The organism is Nonomuraea jiangxiensis (genome assembly GCF_900099965.1).
Lineage (GTDB): Bacteria > Actinomycetota > Actinomycetes > Streptosporangiales > Streptosporangiaceae > Nonomuraea > Nonomuraea jiangxiensis.
The window spans coordinates 40,779-59,853 of record NZ_FNDJ01000025.1 but is presented as its reverse complement, the minus strand read 5'-3'; the positions used below and the strand labels follow the sequence as shown (position 1 = coordinate 59,853).

Here is a 19,075-nt window from a genome sequence, read left to right as displayed (position 1 = left end):
GCTCACCCCTCGCGGCCCGCCCGTGCATCGGCGATGCTGTGACCCGTGGAGTACGTGTCCAAAGTGCCGCGACCGCCGCTGGACGGGCTGATCGACGACCTTTACTACCTGGAGGGTGCGCCGCCGTACGCCCGGCTGATGCTGCCGCCGATGCCGTCGGCGTTGCTCATCGTCAACCTCGGTGCGCCGTTCCGCATCCGCGCCGGCACCGACATCGAGACGGCCGAGTACGCCGACGGCTGCGTGGTCACCACACCCACCCGCGCCTTCGAGTTCGGCTACCCACCGGGGACCCGGTCCGTCGGCGTGCACTTCAAGCCGTGGGGGGTGGCGCCGTTCCTGCCGATGCCCGCGGCCGAGCTGTGTGACCGGCCGGTGACGGTAGAGCAGGTCTGGGGCCGTCCCGCCATTGCTGAGCTGCGAGATCGGCTGGCCACGGCGGCCGGGCCGCACGAGATGCTGACGCTGCTCGAGGAGGAGCTGATGCGACGGCTGCGCGAGACCGCCGGCCTGGGGCTGGTCCGCCATACGAGCAGCGTCATTGCGGCGACCAGCGGGGCGGTGGCGATCGGCGACCTGAGCGTGGCAGCCGGTGTCAGCAGCACTCATCTGGCACAGCGGTTCAAGGAGCTCATCGGCGTCACGCCGAAGCGGCTGGCCCGCACCTACCGCTTCACCGCCACCGTGTTCGCGATCGACCCCGCCGGACCGATCGACTGGGGCGACCTCGCCGGTGGCGCAGGCTACTTCGACCAGGCCCACTTCGGCCACGAGTTCCGGGCGTTCACCGGGCTCACGCCGACCCGGTACGTCGAGGTCCGGCGGCGGTTCATGCGCGAACATCCCGGCCACGCGCTGGACGGCTGGCCGCTGCCGGCCGATTGATTTCTTACAAGAGCGGCAGCTCACGACACGCTAATTTGGGGGCACCCCAAAGCAGAGGAGAGCCCCGTGGGCAAGGTGGTCATGTACAGCTCGGTGTCGGTGGACGGCTTCGTCGCGGATGAGAATGACCAGCCCGGACCGTTGTTCGACTGGTTGTCCAGCGGTGACGTCCCGTTGGACGAGAGCGGCGGGCTGAAGGTGTCGCAGACGTCCTACGACTACACCCGGGCGTACTGGGACCAGATCGGAGTCACGATCGTCGGCCGCCACGTCTTCGACCTGACGGACGGCTGGGACGGGAAGCCGCCGAGCGGCATCGACCACGTGGTCGTCGTGACGCACCGGCCGATGCCCGAGGGCTGGGACCCCGAGGCGCCGTTCCACTTCGTCGACGGCGTCGAGGCAGCCGTGGCCAAGGCGCAGGAGCTTGCGGGTGACCGCATGGTCGAGGTCGCCGCCGGCGACGTCGGTGGCCAGGTGCTTGCCGCGGGCCTGATCGACGAGGTGCGCATGGACGTCGTACCCGTGGTGTTCGGGTCCGGCAAGCGCTACTTCGGGTCGGTCGACGCACAGCACCTGTTGGAGAATCCTGACGTGGTGATCCAGGGCAACCGGGTGCTCCACCTGCGCTATCGGGTGCGCCGATGACGGATCCGGGGTACGCGAAGCTCGCACTCCGGCGGGCTGACGTTCCGTCGGTGGGCCCCCGGAGCCCGACACCGGGTCAGCGGCGAGGGCCGCCGTACAAAGACACTCGTTCGTCCTTGTCGTGGTCAATCTCCGCGGTGAGGAACATGTCGCCTTGCCACCGTCTGTAGGCGATATTGATGATCCATTGTTCGTAGTACCACTCGGTGCTGTAGCCACTGAAACGAAAGTTAGCTCGGTAACGGGCATGCTCTCCCGGCTGAAGCGAGAACACCTTGCCGGGAAACCGGTTGGTCGGGTACGCGGCCCACACTGGGGTTCGCGCCACTTCAACGGCTGCTTCGAACAGCTCGAAACGCAGCCCGTTGAGCTGCGCTGGAAGGGGATGGCGGCATATGACAGCGGCTGGTACGTACCCAGTCCGTCCCTCAGCGAGCGGATCGTGAACGACGAGTGGCGCGTCGGGCACTGGCGGCACTTTGAACGCCGAGGGGATCGCGCGTCGCCGTGTGGCCTCTATGGCGCCACGCGCCTGCTTGGTCCACCGGATCACGATCCGCTGCACAATCACCATGTCGTCCCCTGACTCAACATCACCCTAGCCCAACCGCAGTAATTCACAGATGACCTCGACGCAGTGGCAGGTCCAGTCGAGCGTTTTGCGGCGCGGGTCGCGCGGGCGTCGATCCAGACCAGCTTTGTCCAGGTCGGCGCTGGCGGGGGCAGGCGCGGGGATACACGCCGCCGCCCGGTTGGCGCTCACCCGTGCGGTCTGCCCACGGGCCGATGGGGTCCGCCCGTGGGGGTCGCTGGCCTGGTCCGCAGCATATATGCTTCCTCGGCTCTTATTATCTCCTTGCTGGTTACTTTCTCTTTTCGCGTCGGACCGCTCGCCAACCGGCAACCAGTGCAATTGTCGTGCCGCTGGCTCCGAACATGAAGCCGCGCCCGAAACCCACGCCTATGAGGCTGGTCCAAATGCCGACGGCTGCTGCGCATATGGCGATGACGAGCAGGACGGCAACGATCCCCGCTATGATCTGGGCGGTCATCTTCAGCTTGTCCATAAAGAGATCCTCAGAGGAAATACTGCGGCTAATCTTCATCCCAGGTCGCTGTCAACGTGACCCGAAGGATGGGGACATACAGGGTCGCACCGATCATCAGCAAGAGGCATATCCCGATCGGAATGAACATCCCAACGTTGAACCACCCGAAACCGAGCGCCAGGAACGCCAACACTTCTCCCACGATGAACACGATGGCGAGACCGATCGCGACCATGACCATCCACTCTTGGCTCGTGTCCGCCTCGGCGACTAGATCCTGCTTACCGGCCTGCTTCGCTCTCGCTCTCTGGTGCTGCAGGTACTGCAGAACAAAGGCGACCTCGACCCCGAACGCGATCACGAGTGCCGGCATCACCTGCGCGGCTGTGGTGTAGAACGCTTCCGTTCCCATGCCAGGTATTCGCGCCCCCGCCGCCGAGCGTTCCGTCGGGGCCGGCCTGGCGACAAAGCGGAAGGGCCGATTCACGTTCCCCGACAGAAACAGCCCTTCAGCATCCCATGCCAGCAGGGCTCGCTCCGCCAGGGGCGTTCTCGCGCTAAATCAGGTGATCCATTCAAGCAGCGACGGCATCCTGGTCGGCGGCCAGGCCCGGTAGACGTGCGGGATGTTGCCGAACTGCTCGCTGAAACTCTCGACTGACACCCGCGTTCGCGCCCAGTCCCGGACGTTCCGCGCGGCGATGCCCTGCTGGGACTTTGACCAGGTAGTTCGCGGCGTCCCAGGACTACCAAGCCGCTGCGTTACAACCTCAGATCCATCGAGCCTTCCGTCCCCGGGCGGCTGGCGCCGGGGGACGGAAGGGTGCGGTGGTGGCCCGGCGTTAGTTACGCCGGTAGCGCACGTGTACGGCCCCGGTGGCGAAGTGCCGGATCGCGACCAGTTCCATGCCGACCGGCTCGGGCAGGCCCTGGAACAGCGGCAACCCGCCCCCCAGGAGGATCGGGTGGATCACGAAGCTGTACTCGTCGATCAGGCCGAGTTCGGACAGCGACCGCGCCAGGCTCGCTCCACCGCCCACCGCGATGTCCTTGCCGGGCTGCTGCTTGAGCCGTGCGATCTCGGTGGCGGGGTCGTCGGTGGCCAGCCGGGCGTTGGCCCAGTCGAGCCGGTCGAGCGTACGCGAGAAGACGATCTTCGTGGCGGCGTTCAGCAGGGGCGCGACCTCGTCGTCCGCCTCGGGCCAGTGCGCCACCTGCTCCAGGTAGTTGACCCGCCCCAGGAGGTAGGTGTCGATTCCCCGCAGCACGTCGAGTATCGACTTCTTCACCTCCTCGTCGAAGGTCCGCCAGATCCAGTCCAGCTCGCCGCCCGGCCGCGCGACGAACCCGTCCAGCGAGACCTGCATCCCCAGAACGACTCTTCTCATGATCTTGCTCTTCCTGTCGTGAAATATCGTCATATGTCGAGACGGCAATCCGGCCGACAAGGAATCGCAGCGGGTCACAGGGAGAGGGGCAGGCCGAACGCCGCCAGCACCCGGGGCGCGCTGAAGTCGACGATCTCGGAGATCATGCCCTCCTCGATCCGCAGTACCTCTACCGCCAGCAGGTGGAAGCCGGACTTGTCCGGGCGGCGCAGGTACACCGCGACAGCGGGCTGCAGGTTGGCCCGGGTGGGCCGGTAGCGATACTCGCCGGCGGTGGCGAACTCCGTACTGCCCCGGACGAAGTCCCGGCTGCCGTCGAGCCACAGCGGCAGCGGCGGGAACGACACCCGCACGTCCGCACGCAACACGGCGGCCAGCGCGCGGGGGTCGCGCCGCTGGTGCGCGTCCATGTAGCGCTGCAGCAGCGCCCGCTCGGCCGCGCTGGGATCGGTGCCGGCCCCCCACTCCGACCGCCGCCGAGGTAGATGCCGCCGCATCGTGACCCGCGCCCGCTGCAGCGCGCTCTTCACCGCGGCGACGCTCAGGTCCAGCAGTGCGGCCGTGTCCTTGGCAGGCCAGCCGAGCACGTCCCGCAGGATGAGCACGGCCCGCTGCCGGGGCGGCAGATGCTGGATGGCGGCCAGGAACGCCAACTCGATGGTCTCCCGCTCCACCGCCGCCGCGTCGGGCGCGTCGGCGTCCGGCAGCAGCCGATCCGGGTACGGCTCCAGCCAGGGGTGATCCACCGGCTCGGGAAGCGCCGTGTCACCTCTGGCCGCAGGCGCCACCTCGTAGGGCAGGACCCGGCGCGGGCGCTGGGCGAGCACGTCAAGGCAGGCGTTCGTGGCGATCCTGTACAACCAGCCCCGGAACGTCGAGCGCCCCTCGAACCCCGCCAGCCCCCGCCACGCGCGCAGGAACGTCTCCTGCACCAGGTCCTCGGACTCCTCCACCGACCCCAGCATCCGGTAGCAGTGCACCTGGAGCTCACGCCGATGGCGCTCGGCCAGAGCGCCGAACGCCGACTCGTCACCGTCCCGCGCCGCCGCCACCACCGCGCTCTCCTCGTCCGCGCCCCTCTCGACCGCGCCCGCCTCGACCGTGGCCCACATACGATCCATCCGCCCCTTCATCCACGCCGCACCCGCTCATCATTGTTGCGACGACAACGGGCCGGAAAAGGAATCGCCCGCGCCGATCCATGTCGATGTCGCCACGGCCGAACGCCTCCCCGTCACGGGCCTCTCCGGAATGAGTGACGGTTCCGCGGTCGCTTGCCGCCGCGTGTCAGCCGTGGCGTCAGGACGGCAACGGCCCCATGACAGGGCGGCCGGCGATGGTGATTGCCGTGAGCACGCGGGGCCCACCCCGGCCCCCGGCGTCGCTCATCGAAGCCATGAGCGCCACGCCGGCGCGAGGCTCGGGAACCGAACACTGGCGGCAAGGAGATTCATGATGGGAAACAGCAACAACGGCCTCTCCGGAACCGGGCTGCGGAGACTGCGTGAGGTGCTGGCACGGCATGTCGATTCCGGGAGGATTCCCGGGGTGGTCGCCCTGGTCGGCCGGGGCGACGAGACGCACGTCGAAGCGGTCGGGACGATGCGCCACGACGGTGGCGCGCCGATGCGCCGGGACACGATCTTCCGGATGGCCTCGACGTCCAAGCCGGTTGCGATCGCGGCGGCGATGATCCTGCTGGACGAGTGCAGGCTACGGCTGGATGACCTGGTGGAGCCGTGGCTGCCGGAACTCGCCGACCGGCAGGTGCTGAAGCGGATCGACGGCCCGCTGGACGACACCGTGCCGGCGCGGCGGCCGATCACCGTACGGGACGTGCTGACCTCCACGTTCGGGCTCGGCATGGACATGACGTCGCTGGGCACCCCGATCATGGGCGCGATCTTCGAGCAGGGGCTCACGCCCGATCTGCCGGAGCCCATGCCCGAGCCGGACGAGTGGATGCGCCGCCTGGGCGCGCTCCCGCTGATGCACCAGCCCGGCGAGCGCTGGCAGTACCACATCAGCAACGATCTCCTCGGCGTGCTCGTCGCCAGGGTCACGGGCCAGTCGTTCGAGACGTTCCTGCGCGAACGCATCTTCGACCCCCTGGGCATGAAGGACACCGGTTTCCACGTGCCCGCCGACAAGATCGACCGGCTGCCGACCCTTTACGCCCCCGACCCGCGGTCCGGGGAGTTCATCGTGTGGGACGAGGCGAAGGGGGGACGGTGGAGCCGGCCGCCGGCGTTCCAGGGCGGCGGCGGTGGGCTGGTCTCCACCGTCGACGACTACCACGCCTACTTCCGGATGCTGCTGAATCACGGGACGCACGGGAGCGAACGGATCCTGTCCCGGCCCGCCGTCGAGCTGATGACCACCAACCGCCTCACGCCCGAGCAGCAAGCCGCCCGGAACGCCATGGCCACCGACAACGTCCATGTGTCGTTCGGCCAGGGGCAGCACGGGGGCTGGGGCTTCGGGATGGCGGTGCGCACCTACCGTGGTGACTACGCGCCCATCGGCCAGTACGGCTGGGACGGCGGAAGCGGCACCTCGACCTACGCCGACCCGGACAACCAGCTCACCGGAATCCTGCTCACCCAGGTCGGAATGTCCACCCCGGATGCGGCGCGGCTGGTCCACGACTTCTGGACCACGCTCTACCAGGCCATCGACGACTGACGCCGAGCCCGCGCCCGCACGGTCAGCCCCCGCCCCGGCCTCGGCAATCGAGAGACCCGGGGGAGGGGGAGCTCGCGGCTTGCCCGGTGGCGCGGGGAGTCCGACTGCCCCGGTGGACTCGACTGGAGCGGATTTACGCGGTAACACCGTCTGGGGAGGGGCGCGATGGGCATCGTCAGGAAGGTACGGGCCTGGGCCCGGCAGGGCGGGGACGATCGAGCAGCCCTGGGGGAGGCCGACCGGTACGCCGCCGCGAAGGCCGCGACGCAGAAGCTGGTCGCCGAGGCCGAGATGCGCGCCGCCCAGGCCGAGACGCGCGCGGCTCAAGCGATGAGGAAGGTCAGCGAACCCTTTCGGGCGGCCGAGGAAGAAGCCGCGCAGATGCTGGCCGATGCCCGCCGGCAGGCCGAGGAGATCGTCTCAGCCGCCAGGACCGAGGCCGAACGGGAGCGGGCGGCCCCCAGCGCGCTCGAAGGACGGTTGGCCGAGGCCCAAGCGGAGATCGCCCGGTTGCGTGCGGAGCTCGCCCGCTTCCGCCCCGCGGAGTAAGAAGCGCGACCGGGCGGCCAGGGGCCGGCCGGGGCGACAGGCGTGCGGCCAGTGGAGCGCCGGGCGGCGGCGCTGATCGGGGAGAGGACGAGCCCGCCGGACTCCATGCCGTGCTGAGCCGCGTCGTCAGCGCGTTCCAGCCGGGTGATCGCAACCCGCGGCAATCCGCCCGGAACACTGCAAGCCAGGATCAATCCCTGCGCAAGACGCCGCCCTTAGCGTCGCAGCGTGTTCAGACGACTGGTCCTCGGCGCCGCCGCCCTCACCGCGGCCGCGACGCTCACGCTCGCCTCCACCGGCCCCGCCTTCGCCGCTCCCGCCTCGGCCGGAGCCCCCGCCCCCGGCAAGGTGGCGACCAAGCTGTTCCGCGCCTGGCTGGCCGCCGACCGTACGGCCGCCGCGAAGGCGGCCACCCCCGCCGCGGTCAAGACGATCTTCACCTACGTCTACCGCGCGCCCGACCGCTTCGACGGTTGCTCCGGCAACGTGTGCCGGTTCGTGCACACCAGCGTGCGCGTGCCTGGCGGGCTCGACGGCATCGCGATGGTGGTGACCGGCTCGAAGGTCACCAAGGTCTACCTGTCGCGGCACATCACCAGGCCGTCCACCGTGGCCAAGCACCTCTTCGCCGCCTGGAAGCGGGGCGACAGGTACGGCGGTCTCGAAGTCGCCACCTCCGCCACCGTGCAGAAGCTGTTCAGGGTCAAGTACGACCCGCGCGGCGTCACCCACTTCTTCCAGGGCTGCACCAAGGAGTCGCAGGGCTACTCGTGCGCCTACTCGTACGAGGGCGGTGCGATGCTGATGCACGTACGCGGCTCCACGACCACCGGCTACGAGGTCCGCTCGATCTCCTACCTCGCCGACTGACGGTCCTGGGCGGTGTGGGGAGGGCGAAGCGGTCGAAAAAAATGAAGTGGCGTTCCCCGAATGCCGCGGTTATCCTGATATCAGGAAATATTCCGAATACGTTCTTACGAGGGAGTGACCCGTGGGCCACGCATCCGCCTTCGCACTGGGACTGCGCCGCTATCGCCGTCTCGCGCTGCGTGGCGGCTACGCGCGCACCTGGGCGGCCACCGGATAAGCCCTCGCCGGAGAATTCCGAGGCCGCCAGGAACGCACCTGGCGGCCTTTCTTCTGCCCGCCTGAATTGTCGAGACGTGAAATGCGCATGCGTTCAGGCCGCATTTCGCCGCGCAAGCCGGCCGACAGGAGGGAGTTCGAGTCCTGCCGGACGTACGAAGGCTCCATAGCTCAATGGGACAGAGCGCCGGCCTACGAAGCCGGGTCTGGTGCAGGTTCGAGTCCTGCTGGAGCCGCCGACCCGTAGCAAGATCACCACGCGCGAGCTGGGCACGGGAGAGCCCACCCGGCTGTAAACCGGACGCTTCGGCTGTGGCGGTTCGACTCCGTCCTCGCGCACGTGCCGCCCGATCATCGGTCACGAATGGCTACGGTCCTCACCTAGTACTCCAGTGACACTTCGCGATCATGGTTCGGATCTGCGCTGGTAGTGGCATTGTCGGGGCCGTGGCCTGGTGGCGTCGGCGCCAGTGTGACCAGCACAGAACGTCGGTGATGGAGCGGTGCTGGGTCAGCATGAGTGCGGCGAACAGCCGACGGATCTCGGGCACGGTCAGCCGGATGTGGGCCTGTGCACTGGGTGGCTGGGCGGCGGCGATTGCCGCCAGCAGGGCCAGGGCGAGCATGGCCAGGGTAAAGTGCCGGTGCCAGGCCGTCCAGCCGCGCACCTGGTAGTGGTCCAGACCGACCTCGCCCTTGGCAGCCTGGAAGGACTCCTCCACCGCCCACCGGATCCCGGCGATCTTGACCAGGACCATCAGCGGCTGCCGGGTGGGCGCGTAGCAGCGGTGAAACGCCAGCTCGCCGGTGGTCAGGTGACGGCGGATCAGTAGCCACCGATACCGTCGGCGTCGCGTTCGTCGATGCGGGCCCAGGCCCAGGCGTACCAGCGCGGGCCCTTGGCGCCTTGGCCGGCGTGGTAGCGGTGCCAGTGGCGATCGGCCACGCGCGTGGCGACCTCGGCCGCGCTCCCCTGGACACCTTCGAGTTCGATGCGTCGATTGCCCGCGATGGCCGGCACGTACCCCATCCGATGGTCTTCCAGGGCGGCGCGCAGGCGTGGGTCTTGGCCGTAGACCTCGTCCCCGGTCATCCAGCGGGCGGGCATGCCGGTCTTCAGCGCGGCCAGCACCATGGCGGTGGCCAGGGCGGGCTTGGTGGCGAAGGCGGCCTCGTCCGGGACACCGGCGGCGTGGCAGCGGTCGGGGTCGGCCGGCCAGGTGTGCTGGGGCAGGTAGAGCCGCCGGTCCAGCAGGGCCCGCCCGGCCGGGGTGGCGTAGGCCAGGAACACCCCGATCTGGCAGTTCTCGATCCGGCCTGCGGTGCCGCTGTATTGCCGCTGTACTCCGGCCGAGCCGGTGCCCTTCTTGACGAACCCGGTCTCATCGGCGATGAGCACGCCGCCGGGGCCGAGCCGGTCGACGACGAAATCCCGGACGTCATCGCGGACCGCGTCGGCGTCCCAGCGGGCGGTGCGCAGCAGCCGCTGCAGGGACTGCGGCCCGAGCAGTCCGGCGTGTTCGGCCAGGTTCCAGCAGTTCTTGCGGTCGATGTCGGCCAGCAGTCCACGCACCTATGCGCCAGCCGCACGGCGTGGTTCGACACGGCCGAACCGGCCGGCGATCCGGGCCATCAACTCGTTGAAGATGACCATCCAGCCGTCAGGGTCTACGCTGTGGCTCGCGGCCACCGCACGGTCTTTTGTTGTCTTCACAAACTCCGAATGATCACGCGGTGGCCGTCGCCATGTGACCCCAACGCCTCAAGATCGCGAAGTGTCACTGGAGTATTAGGTGAAACCAAGAAGCGGGAACCCTTAAAAGGAGGACTTCGTGGAGTCCGTACACCAGTCCGGCGTCGGTTCCCTGACGCGCCGATACCGCCGACACGCTGGCGCGGTGCTTGTGTTGATCGCCTGGTGGGGGTTCGGCAATCTTTACGAGGCGATTGTACTGATGCCATTACTGTGGCGCCTGCCGCCCGGGTCGCTCCCCGGCGAATTCGTTCTGGGCAGCCCCGTGTTCTATTTCGTGCCCGCCGGCGTCGCTCTGCTCGTGCTCGCCTGGACGCTGGTCATTCGCGTTTACCAGGATCCGGGCTCTCGACGTGCCGTGCTGCGGACCGCTGTCCTCGTCACCATCGCGGCGGCTGGCACGGGGATCATGGTCAGCGCTGTTAACCCGACGTTCCGCGATCCTGCGGCGAGCATGGTTGAAGTACATACCGCGGTCGTGATGTGGGAAGCAGCCAATGCGGTACGTCTCGTCCTCGCAGTCGCTGCGGCCGTTAGCCTGCTCCGCTGGTTGGCGTCTGCGTCGGATACGGAACGGTAGCCCGATGGCCTCGCTCGACAAGTGATGTCCGCCGCATCATGGCCATCCTCCGTACCACGTACCCGAGCACCGGATCATGAGAGGGTGTCCAGATCAGCGCGGCCGAGGTCGCAGCAAGGGTGGCCGATCGGCACTGGCACCACTATCGAGCCGGTCAGGGCGCCAAGGGACAGCGCTGGTATGCCTGGGCGCGCATCGACCAGAGCGAGACGGACGAGACGCCGGGGTATCGGTGGCTGCTGATCCGGCGCAACCTGTCCACCGGCGAGCCGGCGTTCAACCGCTGCTACGCCCCCCACTCCGCAGCCCCTGATGACCCTGGTCAAGATCGCTGGAATCCGCTGGGCGGTGGAGAAGTCCTTCCAAGCCGCCAAGGGCCAGGCCGGGTCGGACCACTACCAGGTGCGCGGCTGGACGGCCTGGCACCGGCACGTCACCTTGGCCATGCTCGCCTTGGCCCTCCTGACCGCGGTCGCCGCCGCCCAGCCGCCCAACACCGACAACGACCGCATCCCGCTGGCGCTACCCGAGATCCGCCGGTTACTGGCCGCGCTCGTGCTGACCACAGCTCACACGGTCACAGCCATCATGCGCTGGTCAGACTGGCGCGGCCGTCACCAAGCCACCGCTTGACACTGCCAATACCAGCGCAGATGCCAACCATGATCGCAAAGTGTCACTGGAGTACTCGCCCCAGCCGCGGGGCCGTCGCGAGCTGCGGAACTCGGTGAGGCCGAAGACCGCCGCAGGTCGCCGTACGTTTTACGCTCACGCGAGGCCGTCATCCCGGCTCGGGGAAATGGCAGGCGACGCGGTGCCCCGCGCCGGTCAGCGCCGGCTCTTCGGCGGCGCATCGCTCCCGCGCCTTCCAGCACCGCGTACGGAAGCGGCAGCCCGACGGCGGGTCCGCCGGGCTGGGCACGTCACCGGCGAGCACGATCCGCCTCCTCGCGCCGCGCTGCGCCGGATGGGAGATCGGCACGGCCGAAATCAGGGCCTTGGTGTAGGGGTGGGCAGGCCGGGCGAAGATCTCCGCCCGCTCGCCCTCCTCCACGATCCGCCCCACATACATGATCGCCACCCGGTCGCACAGATGCCGCACCACCGACAGGTCATGCGAGATGAACAGGTAGGCCAGGCCCAGCTCGCGCTGCAGGCGGGCGAGCTGGTTGACCACCTGCGCCTGGATCGAGACGTCCAGCGCCGAGACGGGCTCGTCCAGCACCAGCACGCGCGGGTTGAGCGCCAGCGCCCTGGCGAGGCCGACGCGCTGGCGCTGGCCGCCGGAGAACTCGTGCGGATAGCGGTTGGCGTGCCCGGGCGACAGGCCCACCAGCTCCAGCAGCTCGCCGACCCGCTCCCGGCCGCCGTCGCGGTAGCGGCCCTGGATCCGCAGCGGCTCGGCGACGATCTCGTGCACGGTCAGCCTCGGCGACAGCGACGAGTACGGGTCCTGGAAGACGATCTGGATCTCGCCACGCAGCGGGCGGAGCTCGGCGGGCGACATCGCGGCCAGGTCGCGCCCGCCGTACAGGATGCGGCCGGAGGTGGGCTCGGCCAGGCGCACGACGAGCCGGCCCGTGGTGGTCTTGCCGCAGCCGGACTCGCCGACCAGCCCGAGGGTACGGCCGGCGTGCAGGGCCAGGTCCACCCCGTCCACGGCCCGGACCGCCCCGGCCCGCCCGCCCAGCACCCCCGTACGGATCGGGAAGTGCTTGACCAGGCCCTCGACGGCCAGTACGGGTGCGCTCACGCCGCCTCCTCCGGGAAGTGACAGGCCGACAGGTGACCGCCGGCCACCACGACCGGCTCGGGACGGGCCGCCCGGCAGGCGTCGCGGCCGGCGCCCAGCACGCAGCGCGGCTCGAAGGCGCAGCCGGGCGGCGGCGCCAGCAGGTCAGGCGGGCTGCCCGGGATCGGCACCAGGTCTCCCGTCGCCGGGTCCAGGCCAGGCCGGCTGGACAGCAGGCCGCGCGTGTAGGGGTGGCGGGGCGTGGCGAAGACCTGGTGCACGTCGCCTTGCTCGACGACGCGGCCCGCGTACATGACCGCGACCCGGTCGGCCAGCTCGGCGATCACGCCCAGGTCGTGGGTGATGAGCAGCGCCGCCGCGCCGGCCTCCCGTCTGGCCGTGTCGAGCAGGCTGAGCACCTGGGCCTGGACGGTGACGTCCAGCGCGGTCGTCGGCTCGTCGGCGATGAGCAGATCGGGCCGGTTGGCCAGGGCCATGGCGATCAACGCGCGCTGGCGCATGCCGCCGGAGTACTCGTGGGGGTGGCGGCCGTACCGGCCGGCGGGGTCGGGGATGCCGACGCGGGTCAGCAGCTCCAGCACGCGCGCCCGCACGGCGGCCCGGCCGAGGCGCGGTTGGTGCAGCCTGACGGCCTCGGCGATCTGGGCGCCGACCGGGACGACCGGGTTGAGCGCCGTCATCGGGTCCTGGAAGATCATCGCGATGCGGCGGCCTCGGATCCGGCGCAGCCGGCGCTCGGGCAGCGCCAGCAGGTCCTCGCCGTCGAAGCGGACGCTGCCGCCCACCACCCGGCCCGGCGGCCGGAGCAGGCCGAGCACCGACATCGCGGTGACGCTCTTGCCCGAGCCGGACTCACCCACCACGCCGAGGATCTCGCCCCGCCCCACCTCCAGGCTGACCCCGTCGACGGCGCGCACCACGCCGTCCCGCGTGCGGAACTCGACCGCGAGATCGTCCACGGCGAGCAGTGGCGTCATCGGCGGGTCCCCTTCGGGTCCACGGCGTCGCGCAGGCCGTCGCCGACGAAGTTCACGGCCAGGACGGTGAGCGCGATGGCCAGGCCGGGCGGCAGCCACAACCATGGCATCGTCTGGAGGAGGGTGAGGTTCTGGGCGTCGGTCAGCATGGTGCCCCAGCTGGCCCGCGGCGGCTGCACGCCGAGGCCGAGGAAGGAGAGCACCGCCTCCAGCAGGATCATCTGTGCCACCAGGAGTGTGCCGACCACCGCGACCTGCGACAGGACGGCGGGCAGCACGTGCCGGCCGATCAACGCCGCCCGCCCGGCGCCGAAGGCACGCGCCGCCTGGACGTATTCCTGCTCGCGCAGCGACAACGTCAGCCCGCGCACCACGCGGCAGGCGGTCGGCCAGTTGCCCGCGGCGAAGACGAGTACGAGCATCGCGGTGCTCGGCCCCAGCACGCCCGCCAGCACGACGATGACGACCAGCGACGGGAAGGAGAGCACCACGTCGGCGGCGCGCATGACGACGGCGTCGACCGCTCCGCCGAACACTCCGGCCAGGGCGCCGAGCAGCGTGCCGACGGCGAGTGCCGCCAGCGACGACAGCAGGCCGACCAGCAGCGAGATCCGGCCGGCGTGCAGAAGCCTGGCGAACACGTCGCGCCCGGTGGAGTCGGTGCCGAGCAGGTGCGCCGCCGACGGCGGCTCGCGGAAGGCGGCCAGGTCCACCGCGTTCGGGTCGTGCCCGGCCACCAGCGGCGCGGCCAGCGCCAGCACGCCGGCGGCGGTGAGGAACACGGCCCCGGCCAGTGCCAGGCGGTTGCCCAGGAAGCGCCGGGCGGCCAGCGCGGCGGGGGAGAGGGCCGTGCTCATGACAGGCCGATCCTCGGGTCGGCCACCGCGTAGAGCAGGTCGGCGGCGAGGTTGCAGACCAGTACGAGCACCGCGACGAACATCGCGAACCCGATCACCACCGGATGGTCGAGCTGCCCGATCGAGCTGACGGCGAGCTGCCCCATGCCCGGCCAGGCGAACACCTGCTCCAGGGCGACCGCCCCGGCCAGCAGCTGCGGGATGTAGATCATCACGACGGTGATGAGCGGGATCAGCGCGTTGCGTAGCGCGTGCCGTATCAGCACCCGGCCAGGACCGGCGCCCTTGGCCTCCGCCGTGCGCACGTAGTCGGCGCCGAGCTCCGCCAGCAGCCCGGCCCGCACGTACCGGGTGAACGGCCCGGCGATGGACAGCCCGAGGACGGCCGCGGGCAGCACCAGGTGGGCCAGGATGTCGGCGCCGCCGCCGTCGCCCGGGGTGGACATGCCGGAGGACGGCACCCAGCCGAGCCTCAGCGAGAAGAGGTAGATCGCGGCGATGCCCAGGAAGAAGCTGGGCACCGAGATCGCGCCGAGGCCGGCGACGGTGGTGGCGTAGTCGATCGCGGTGTTGCGCCGGACAGCGGCCAGCGTGCCCGCCGCCACCGCCAGCGTCAGGCCGATCGCCAGGGCGGTGCTCATGAGCAGCACGGTGGGCCCCATGCGCTCGCCGAGCACCTCGGCCACCGGGCGGCGGCTGACGAAGGAGTAACCGAGGTCGCCGCCCAGCGCGTCACGCAGCCAGATGCCGTATCGGACCAGGACCGGCTGGTCCAGGCCGAGTTCGGTGCGTTTGGCGGCGGCGAACGCCGGGCCGCCCGCGGCCAGGTGCTCGGGGTTGACCATCATCCGGACCGGGTCGCCGGGAACGGCCCGGACCAGGAGGAACACGCCGACGCTGATGAGCAGAAAGACGGCGGCGTTGCTCAGGAGCCGGCGCACGAGGTAGGCGAGCATCAGCCGGCCACGGTCCACTCGTCGGCGTTCCAGAAGCCGGTGGTGAAGTCGCCGCTGGGCTTGAAGCCGCGCAGCCGCGAGCTGGTGGCCCACAGGGTGTCGGGGTTGTACAGCCACAGGTAGGGGACCTGGGCGTTGTCCCTGCGCGCGGCCTCCTGGTAGAGCTTGGCGCGCTGCTCCCGGTCGGTGAGGGCGTCGGCCTGGGCGGTGAGGGTGTCCAGCGACGGGTCGCAGTAGTTACTGACATTGCTCCCGGTGGGGTAGAAGGCGGCACAGTTGATGGTCGTGGCGCTGCTGGAGGGGTCCGCGGCGTAGCTGCCGCCGCCGTAGAGCGCCAGGTCGAACGTGCGCTTCTCATAGGATTCCAACAGTTCGGCGGCCTGCACCTGCTTGAGCTCGACGGTCATGCCCGCCGCGCCCAGCGCGCTCTGCACCACCGTGGCCGCCGCGTCGCGGTCGCGCTGGCCGGGGATCCATGACAGCGTCACCTTCTCGGCGGGGTTCCAGCCCGCCTCGGCCAGCAGCGACCTGGCCCTGGCCGGGTCGTAGGCGTATTCCTCCAGGGTGCCGGGCAGCGCCCAGGGGGTGACGAACGAGGAGTTCTGTACCCGGCCCCTACCGGCCAGGAGCTGGGCGACCAGGGCCTTGCGGTCGATCGCGTGCAGCATGGCCCGCCGGATCCGGGGATCGGCGAAGCGCTTGTCGCTCAGGTCGGCCGCCATCCTGATGAAGCCCGGGCTCGGCCTCGCCGCGACGGTGACGCCCTTGAACGCCGCCACCGTCCGCAGGTCGGTGGGGGAGATCTGGGCCAGGTCCATCTCGCCGGTGCCGAGTTGCGCGGTCGCCACGTCGGAGCTGATGGGCTTGAGGAAGATCCTGGCGATCGAGACGGGCTTGCGGTAGTGCGGGTTGGCGGCCAGCTCCACGTACTGGTCGGTCCGGTAGCTCACGAAGGTGTACGGGCCCAGGCCGACCGTCGGGTGGTTGAAGAAGGCGCTGCTCGCGATCCTGTCCACCGGCTCCCGCCCGAGCACGTGCTCGGGCAGGATGAACGCGTACGGCCGGGCGACCAGGCTGAGGAAGCCGACGTTCGGCCGGGCCGGTCTGATCACGAACGTGGTGTCGTCCGGGGCCTCGAAGGCGGCTCCGGCCAGCCTGCCCGCCAGCGCGCTGCCGCTTTCCGCGTCGGCCAGCAGCTTGTAGGTGAACAGCACGTCCCTGCTGGTGAACGGCGTGCCGTCGCTCCACTTCAGGCCCTGGCGCAGGTGGAAGGTGATCCGGTCCTCGGCCACCTCCCAGCGCTCGGCCAGGCGCGGGACGAAGGTGTAGGAGTCGTCGACGGCCAGCAGGTTGTCGAAGATCAGCGTCATGACCTGCTGGTCGGGGCCGCTGGGCGGATCCAGCGGGGAGAAGCGCTTCGGCTTCTGGTAGAGGTAGACGTTGATCGCGTCGTGCGGGGAAACCCGGGCGGGGGTGTTGGTCGGGTCGGAGCAGCCGATGGCCAGCCCGAGGAGCACGACGGCCAGCGCGCCGGACAGACGGTTCATCGGGCCTCCCTGGGTGGCGGTACGGCTCCAAATCATCACCGAAGGTAACGATCAATGACTGTGTGTGCCTATAGCGAAAAGGTGAGGTAGGGCTGCGTTTCGGATTCCTGGTGGCACGAGAATGGAGGCCTGTTTACCGAAGGCCCTGTGCGCCGCTGGCCCGGTGGGGCAGATGGCTAGAGGCTGGAGGAGCCCCGACCTGTCGTCGACTGATCGGATGGCTCCCGTGCGCCTGCACCCGCCACCAGGGAAGCCTCACGAAGTCCTGCCCCTCCTACGGGCACAAGAGCCCGCCCGCGTGAGGCGGCCCGCACCTATCCGGGACTGTCCGTGGTCGCCGCGGGGTCGATGCGGAGCTGGGCGGTCAGGGTGGCATGCGCCCACTCCTCCCACCTGTCGGGTGACCAGCCGCGGTCCTGGACGAAGAGCAGGTAGAGCTCGGGGCTGAGCAGGCCGAACAGCAGATCCGCGACCAGGGTGACCGGGACGTCGGGGTGGGCGCCCGGCTTGCCGACGAGCGCCTGGGCCGCGGCGTGCTGCACGGTGTAGCGGGGATCGTGGTCGTCGGGCCATTGCGCGGCGATCTGCGGGTCGGTGGCCGCGGCGGCGGCGATCACCGGCATGATCGGGGCGACCCGGGCGAGGACTTGGCTGGTGCCCCGCACGTGCGCGCGCAGCTGGTCGGCCGCGGTGGGCGCGGCGCACGCGGCACGGAACCACTCCCGGTCCATGGTGGCCACCGGCTCAAGGTCGCCGGCGATGGTCGTGTCGACGACGTCCTTGAACAGCGTGCGCTTGTTGCCGAAGACGAAGTAGACCGTCTGGACGGCGACACCGGCCCGGTCGGCGACCTCCTGCAGGCTCGTCACCCCATAGCCCTGCGCGACGAACAGCTCCCGCGCCGCCTGAATGATCTTCTCGCGGGTGCGGCGTGAGCGCTCGGCTCGTTTGTCCGCCCGCTTGACGGTTTCCATGGCGCGAGTATATCTCTAGAGTCGAACACTGAAGTTCGACTCTAAAAACTTGGGAGACCCGATGGCTCAGCCCCACACCACCCCGTCCGCCACCGAACGGAATCAGGAGGAGGCCGTCCTGAACGAGCTGGAGAAGTACTACCGCGCCGGCAAGCCGCCGTGGGACACCGGCGTGACCCCGCCCGAGCTGGTCGCCCTGGTGGAGGGGCATGCCGCACTGCCGCCGGGTCGTGCCCTGGAACTCGGCTGCGGCACCGGGACCAACGCCGTGTACCTGGCCCGGCACGGCTGGGACGTCGTCGGCGTCGATCTGATCGACCGGGCGATCGAGCAGGCCCGGGCCAAGGCCGCCGCGGAGGGGACACCGGTACGGCTGCTGCACGGTGATGTCACCCGCCTGGACGAGCTGGACGCGCCCGGCCCCTACGACCTGTTCTTCGACCTGAGCTGTTACTGCGGCATCCCGCCGCACCGCCGCGACGCCTACGCCGCCGGGCTCACCCACCGCGCGGCTCCCGGGGCGCGGCTGCTGATGTTCGGGTACGGCCCGGGCGCGTTCGACGACCTGATCTCGGGGGTCACCGCCGACGAGTTGCGCGCCAGGTTCACCGGCTGGGAGCTGGTCGACACCACGCCCGGGACGAACCCGGTGCCCACCTTCTGGTTCACGCTGCGCCGTACCGCCGACGTCGCCGAGGCCACGCCGCCCGGCACGTCAACGGCCGGAGGGTGAGCCGTGCACGGCCGCGGGCGGCCGGTGCCGTGGGCTCTACACTCGCCCCGTGTCCAGAAGACAGGAGATCGCCGACGTGGCGATCAGGCTCCTCGCCGCGGAGGGTATGCGCGGCCTGACCCACCGCGCCGTCGACCGGGCGGCCGACCTGCCGGACGGCTCGACCCCCTACTACGTCAGGACCCGGCAGGCGCTCCTGGAGCGCTTTCCCCGGCTGCGGCCGGCGGTGCCCGCCGGGGAGGTGCCGACGCGCTCGGACATGACCATCTACGGCGTGCACCGGCTTCCCGCCGCCTGGTAGCAGCCCTCGTCCGGGTGCTCGGCGAAGGCGGCCGTGAAGGCGGCCTCGCCCAGTGCCGTTCTGACCCCGGCGGTGATCCGGTCGACATCGCCGCTCTCCGCCGGCGGCAGCGGAGCCTGTACGGCGGCGCGCGACCGGGAGGCGGCGCCCAGCAGCCCTGCCGCGAGGCGGTGACGGCCGGCCAGGTGATGGGCCCCGGCCAGCCCTTCCAGCGCCAGGGCGACGGCACGCGGGTATCGAAGACGCGCAGCAGGTCGGGCCGGGTCTGATGGTCCAGCACCCCGTCAAGGGCGACGAGGGAGAACCCGGACCGCTGCTCGACGGTGACCGTTAACTCAGTCATGGCCGAGCTGC

20 protein-coding genes, 2 tRNA genes and 2 pseudogenes are annotated in these 19,075 nt (G+C 70.1%); 12 read left to right on the top strand and 12 right to left on the bottom strand.

Translation table 11 applies throughout. The features are described from left to right. Positions 1-45: 45 nt before the first annotated feature. Both BLS95_RS40400 and BLS95_RS40395 read left to right on the top strand, forming a co-directional pair. Positions 46-885: a helix-turn-helix domain-containing protein gene (locus tag BLS95_RS40400; protein ID WP_218136230.1), complete on the top strand. Its 840-nt coding sequence runs from the start codon at positions 46-48 to the stop codon at positions 883-885. 66 nt (positions 886-951) lie between these two features. Next, positions 952-1,533 (top strand): dihydrofolate reductase family protein, encoded by a 582-nt coding sequence (locus BLS95_RS40395; protein ID WP_090944515.1) that lies wholly within the window; start codon positions 952-954, stop codon positions 1,531-1,533. Between the two features lie 76 nt (positions 1,534-1,609). Here the strand turns inward: BLS95_RS40395 and BLS95_RS54815 are convergent, their stop codons facing one another. The 5 genes from BLS95_RS54815 to BLS95_RS40370 all read right to left on the bottom strand — a co-directional run bounded on the left by BLS95_RS54815 (position 1,610) and on the right by BLS95_RS40370 (position 5,091). Beyond that, entirely contained in the window at positions 1,610-2,107 is a 498-nt protein-coding gene (locus BLS95_RS54815; RefSeq protein WP_143044075.1) for a hypothetical protein, read from the bottom strand. Positions 2,108-2,396: 289 nt separating this feature from the next. Continuing rightward, the gene (locus BLS95_RS40385; protein WP_090944509.1) at positions 2,397-2,600 is read right to left on the bottom strand and encodes a hypothetical protein; all 204 of its coding nucleotides are present in this window, start codon (positions 2,598-2,600) and stop codon (positions 2,397-2,399) included. 28 nt (positions 2,601-2,628) lie between these two features. Further along, positions 2,629-2,994, bottom strand: coding sequence for a hypothetical protein (locus tag BLS95_RS40380; protein ID WP_090944506.1), 366 nt, complete (start codon positions 2,992-2,994; stop codon positions 2,629-2,631). Between the two features lie 430 nt (positions 2,995-3,424). Beyond that, positions 3,425-3,970 (bottom strand): dihydrofolate reductase family protein, encoded by a 546-nt coding sequence (locus BLS95_RS40375; RefSeq protein ID WP_090944503.1) that lies wholly within the window; start codon positions 3,968-3,970, stop codon positions 3,425-3,427. Between the two features lie 74 nt (positions 3,971-4,044). Beyond that, the gene (locus BLS95_RS40370) at positions 4,045-5,091 is read right to left on the bottom strand and encodes an RNA polymerase subunit sigma-70 (protein WP_245765581.1); all 1,047 of its coding nucleotides are present in this window, start codon (positions 5,089-5,091) and stop codon (positions 4,045-4,047) included. A gap of 334 nt (positions 5,092-5,425) precedes the next feature. Here BLS95_RS40370 and BLS95_RS40365 point away from each other — a divergent pair, with 334 nt between their 5' ends. The 5 genes from BLS95_RS40365 to BLS95_RS40345 all read left to right on the top strand — a co-directional run bounded on the left by BLS95_RS40365 (position 5,426) and on the right by BLS95_RS40345 (position 8,629). After that, positions 5,426-6,655: a serine hydrolase domain-containing protein gene (locus BLS95_RS40365; RefSeq protein WP_090944741.1), complete on the top strand. Its 1,230-nt coding sequence runs from the start codon at positions 5,426-5,428 to the stop codon at positions 6,653-6,655. 165 nt (positions 6,656-6,820) lie between these two features. Next, positions 6,821-7,204: a F0F1 ATP synthase subunit B family protein gene (locus BLS95_RS40360; protein WP_090944497.1), complete on the top strand. Its 384-nt coding sequence runs from the start codon at positions 6,821-6,823 to the stop codon at positions 7,202-7,204. Positions 7,205-7,432: 228 nt separating this feature from the next. Further along, positions 7,433-8,074: a hypothetical protein gene (locus BLS95_RS40355; RefSeq protein ID WP_090944493.1), complete on the top strand. Its 642-nt coding sequence runs from the start codon at positions 7,433-7,435 to the stop codon at positions 8,072-8,074. A 376-nt stretch (positions 8,075-8,450) separates the two neighbouring features. Beyond that, positions 8,451-8,526 (top strand) — tRNA-Arg (locus BLS95_RS40350). 23 nt (positions 8,527-8,549) lie between these two features. Further along, a tRNA-Tyr gene (locus BLS95_RS40345) sits at positions 8,550-8,629 on the top strand. 38 nt (positions 8,630-8,667) lie between these two features. Here BLS95_RS40345 and BLS95_RS40340 read toward each other — a convergent pair. After that, a pseudogene (locus tag BLS95_RS40340) lies at positions 8,668-9,944 on the bottom strand (IS701 family transposase). Between the two features lie 178 nt (positions 9,945-10,122). Here BLS95_RS40340 and BLS95_RS40335 point away from each other — a divergent pair. Beyond that, positions 10,123-10,623: a hypothetical protein gene (locus BLS95_RS40335; RefSeq protein WP_090944490.1), complete on the top strand. Its 501-nt coding sequence runs from the start codon at positions 10,123-10,125 to the stop codon at positions 10,621-10,623. Between the two features lie 80 nt (positions 10,624-10,703). After that, positions 10,704-11,256 (top strand): annotated as a pseudogene (locus BLS95_RS60000) (IS701 family transposase); the annotation flags it as partial. 148 nt (positions 11,257-11,404) lie between these two features. On the opposite strand, the gene BLS95_RS40325 reads toward BLS95_RS60000, so the two are convergent. From BLS95_RS40325 to BLS95_RS40300, 6 genes are all read right to left on the bottom strand, one after another. Beyond that, positions 11,405-12,376, bottom strand: a complete 972-nt coding sequence (locus BLS95_RS40325; RefSeq protein ID WP_090944484.1) for an ABC transporter ATP-binding protein — start codon at positions 12,374-12,376, stop codon at positions 11,405-11,407. Next, positions 12,373-13,353, bottom strand: coding sequence for an ABC transporter ATP-binding protein (locus BLS95_RS40320; protein WP_143044073.1), 981 nt, complete (start codon positions 13,351-13,353; stop codon positions 12,373-12,375). Before BLS95_RS40320 ends, BLS95_RS40325 begins: the two co-directional genes overlap by 4 nt. After that, positions 13,350-14,210: an ABC transporter permease gene (locus BLS95_RS40315; RefSeq protein WP_143044072.1), complete on the bottom strand. Its 861-nt coding sequence runs from the start codon at positions 14,208-14,210 to the stop codon at positions 13,350-13,352. The genes BLS95_RS40320 and BLS95_RS40315 overlap by 4 nt, the downstream gene beginning before the upstream one ends. Beyond that, positions 14,207-15,166: an ABC transporter permease gene (locus BLS95_RS40310; RefSeq protein ID WP_143044071.1), complete on the bottom strand. Its 960-nt coding sequence runs from the start codon at positions 15,164-15,166 to the stop codon at positions 14,207-14,209. The genes BLS95_RS40315 and BLS95_RS40310 overlap by 4 nt, the downstream gene beginning before the upstream one ends. After that, the gene (locus BLS95_RS40305) at positions 15,166-16,713 is read right to left on the bottom strand and encodes an ABC transporter substrate-binding protein (protein ID WP_176993642.1); all 1,548 of its coding nucleotides are present in this window, start codon (positions 16,711-16,713) and stop codon (positions 15,166-15,168) included. The genes BLS95_RS40310 and BLS95_RS40305 overlap by 1 nt, the downstream gene beginning before the upstream one ends. A 314-nt stretch (positions 16,714-17,027) precedes the next feature. Continuing rightward, positions 17,028-17,687 carry a TetR/AcrR family transcriptional regulator gene (locus BLS95_RS40300; protein ID WP_090944472.1) on the bottom strand — a complete coding sequence of 220 codons (660 nt, stop codon included), beginning with the start codon at positions 17,685-17,687 and terminating at the stop codon, positions 17,028-17,030. Positions 17,688-17,748: 61 nt separating this feature from the next. Here BLS95_RS40300 and BLS95_RS40295 point away from each other — a divergent pair, with 61 nt between their 5' ends. From BLS95_RS40295 to BLS95_RS59305, 3 genes are read left to right on the top strand one after another with little or no spacing between them, the layout of a single operon-like run. Then, positions 17,749-18,420, top strand: a complete 672-nt coding sequence (locus BLS95_RS40295; protein WP_090944469.1) for a class I SAM-dependent methyltransferase — start codon at positions 17,749-17,751, stop codon at positions 18,418-18,420. A 49-nt stretch (positions 18,421-18,469) separates the two neighbouring features. Next, positions 18,470-18,721: a TetR/AcrR family transcriptional regulator gene (locus tag BLS95_RS59640; protein WP_218136240.1), complete on the top strand. Its 252-nt coding sequence runs from the start codon at positions 18,470-18,472 to the stop codon at positions 18,719-18,721. A gap of 14 nt (positions 18,722-18,735) precedes the next feature. Further along, positions 18,736-18,990 (top strand): hypothetical protein, encoded by a 255-nt coding sequence (locus tag BLS95_RS59305; protein WP_176993641.1) that lies wholly within the window; start codon positions 18,736-18,738, stop codon positions 18,988-18,990. Positions 18,991-19,075 lie beyond the last annotated feature (85 nt).

Excerpts from the sequence above, each read along its gene's own strand:
- BLS95_RS40375 (WP_090944503.1), bottom strand. The coding sequence starts at position 3,970 with ATGAGAAGAGTCGTTCTGGGGATGCAGGTCTCGCTGGACGGGTTCGTC.
- BLS95_RS40360 (WP_090944497.1), top strand. The coding sequence starts at position 6,821 with ATGGGCATCGTCAGGAAGGTACGGGCCTGGGCCCGGCAGGGCGGGGAC.
- BLS95_RS40300 (WP_090944472.1), bottom strand. The coding sequence starts at position 17,687 with ATGGAAACCGTCAAGCGGGCGGACAAACGAGCCGAGCGCTCACGCCGC.
- BLS95_RS40295 (WP_090944469.1), top strand. The coding sequence starts at position 17,749 with ATGGCTCAGCCCCACACCACCCCGTCCGCCACCGAACGGAATCAGGAG.
- BLS95_RS40365 (WP_090944741.1), top strand. The coding sequence starts at position 5,426 with ATGGGAAACAGCAACAACGGCCTCTCCGGAACCGGGCTGCGGAGACTG.
- BLS95_RS40305 (WP_176993642.1), bottom strand. The coding sequence starts at position 16,713 with ATGAACCGTCTGTCCGGCGCGCTGGCCGTCGTGCTCCTCGGGCTGGCC.
- BLS95_RS40310 (WP_143044071.1), bottom strand. The coding sequence starts at position 15,166 with ATGCTCGCCTACCTCGTGCGCCGGCTCCTGAGCAACGCCGCCGTCTTT.
- BLS95_RS40320 (WP_143044073.1), bottom strand. The coding sequence starts at position 13,353 with ATGACGCCACTGCTCGCCGTGGACGATCTCGCGGTCGAGTTCCGCACG.
- BLS95_RS40370 (WP_245765581.1), bottom strand. The coding sequence starts at position 5,091 with ATGGATCGTATGTGGGCCACGGTCGAGGCGGGCGCGGTCGAGAGGGGC.
- BLS95_RS54815 (WP_143044075.1), bottom strand. The coding sequence starts at position 2,107 with ATGGTGATTGTGCAGCGGATCGTGATCCGGTGGACCAAGCAGGCGCGT.
- BLS95_RS40315 (WP_143044072.1), bottom strand. The coding sequence starts at position 14,210 with ATGAGCACGGCCCTCTCCCCCGCCGCGCTGGCCGCCCGGCGCTTCCTG.
- BLS95_RS40380 (WP_090944506.1), bottom strand. The coding sequence starts at position 2,994 with ATGGGAACGGAAGCGTTCTACACCACAGCCGCGCAGGTGATGCCGGCA.
- BLS95_RS40385 (WP_090944509.1), bottom strand. The coding sequence starts at position 2,600 with ATGGACAAGCTGAAGATGACCGCCCAGATCATAGCGGGGATCGTTGCC.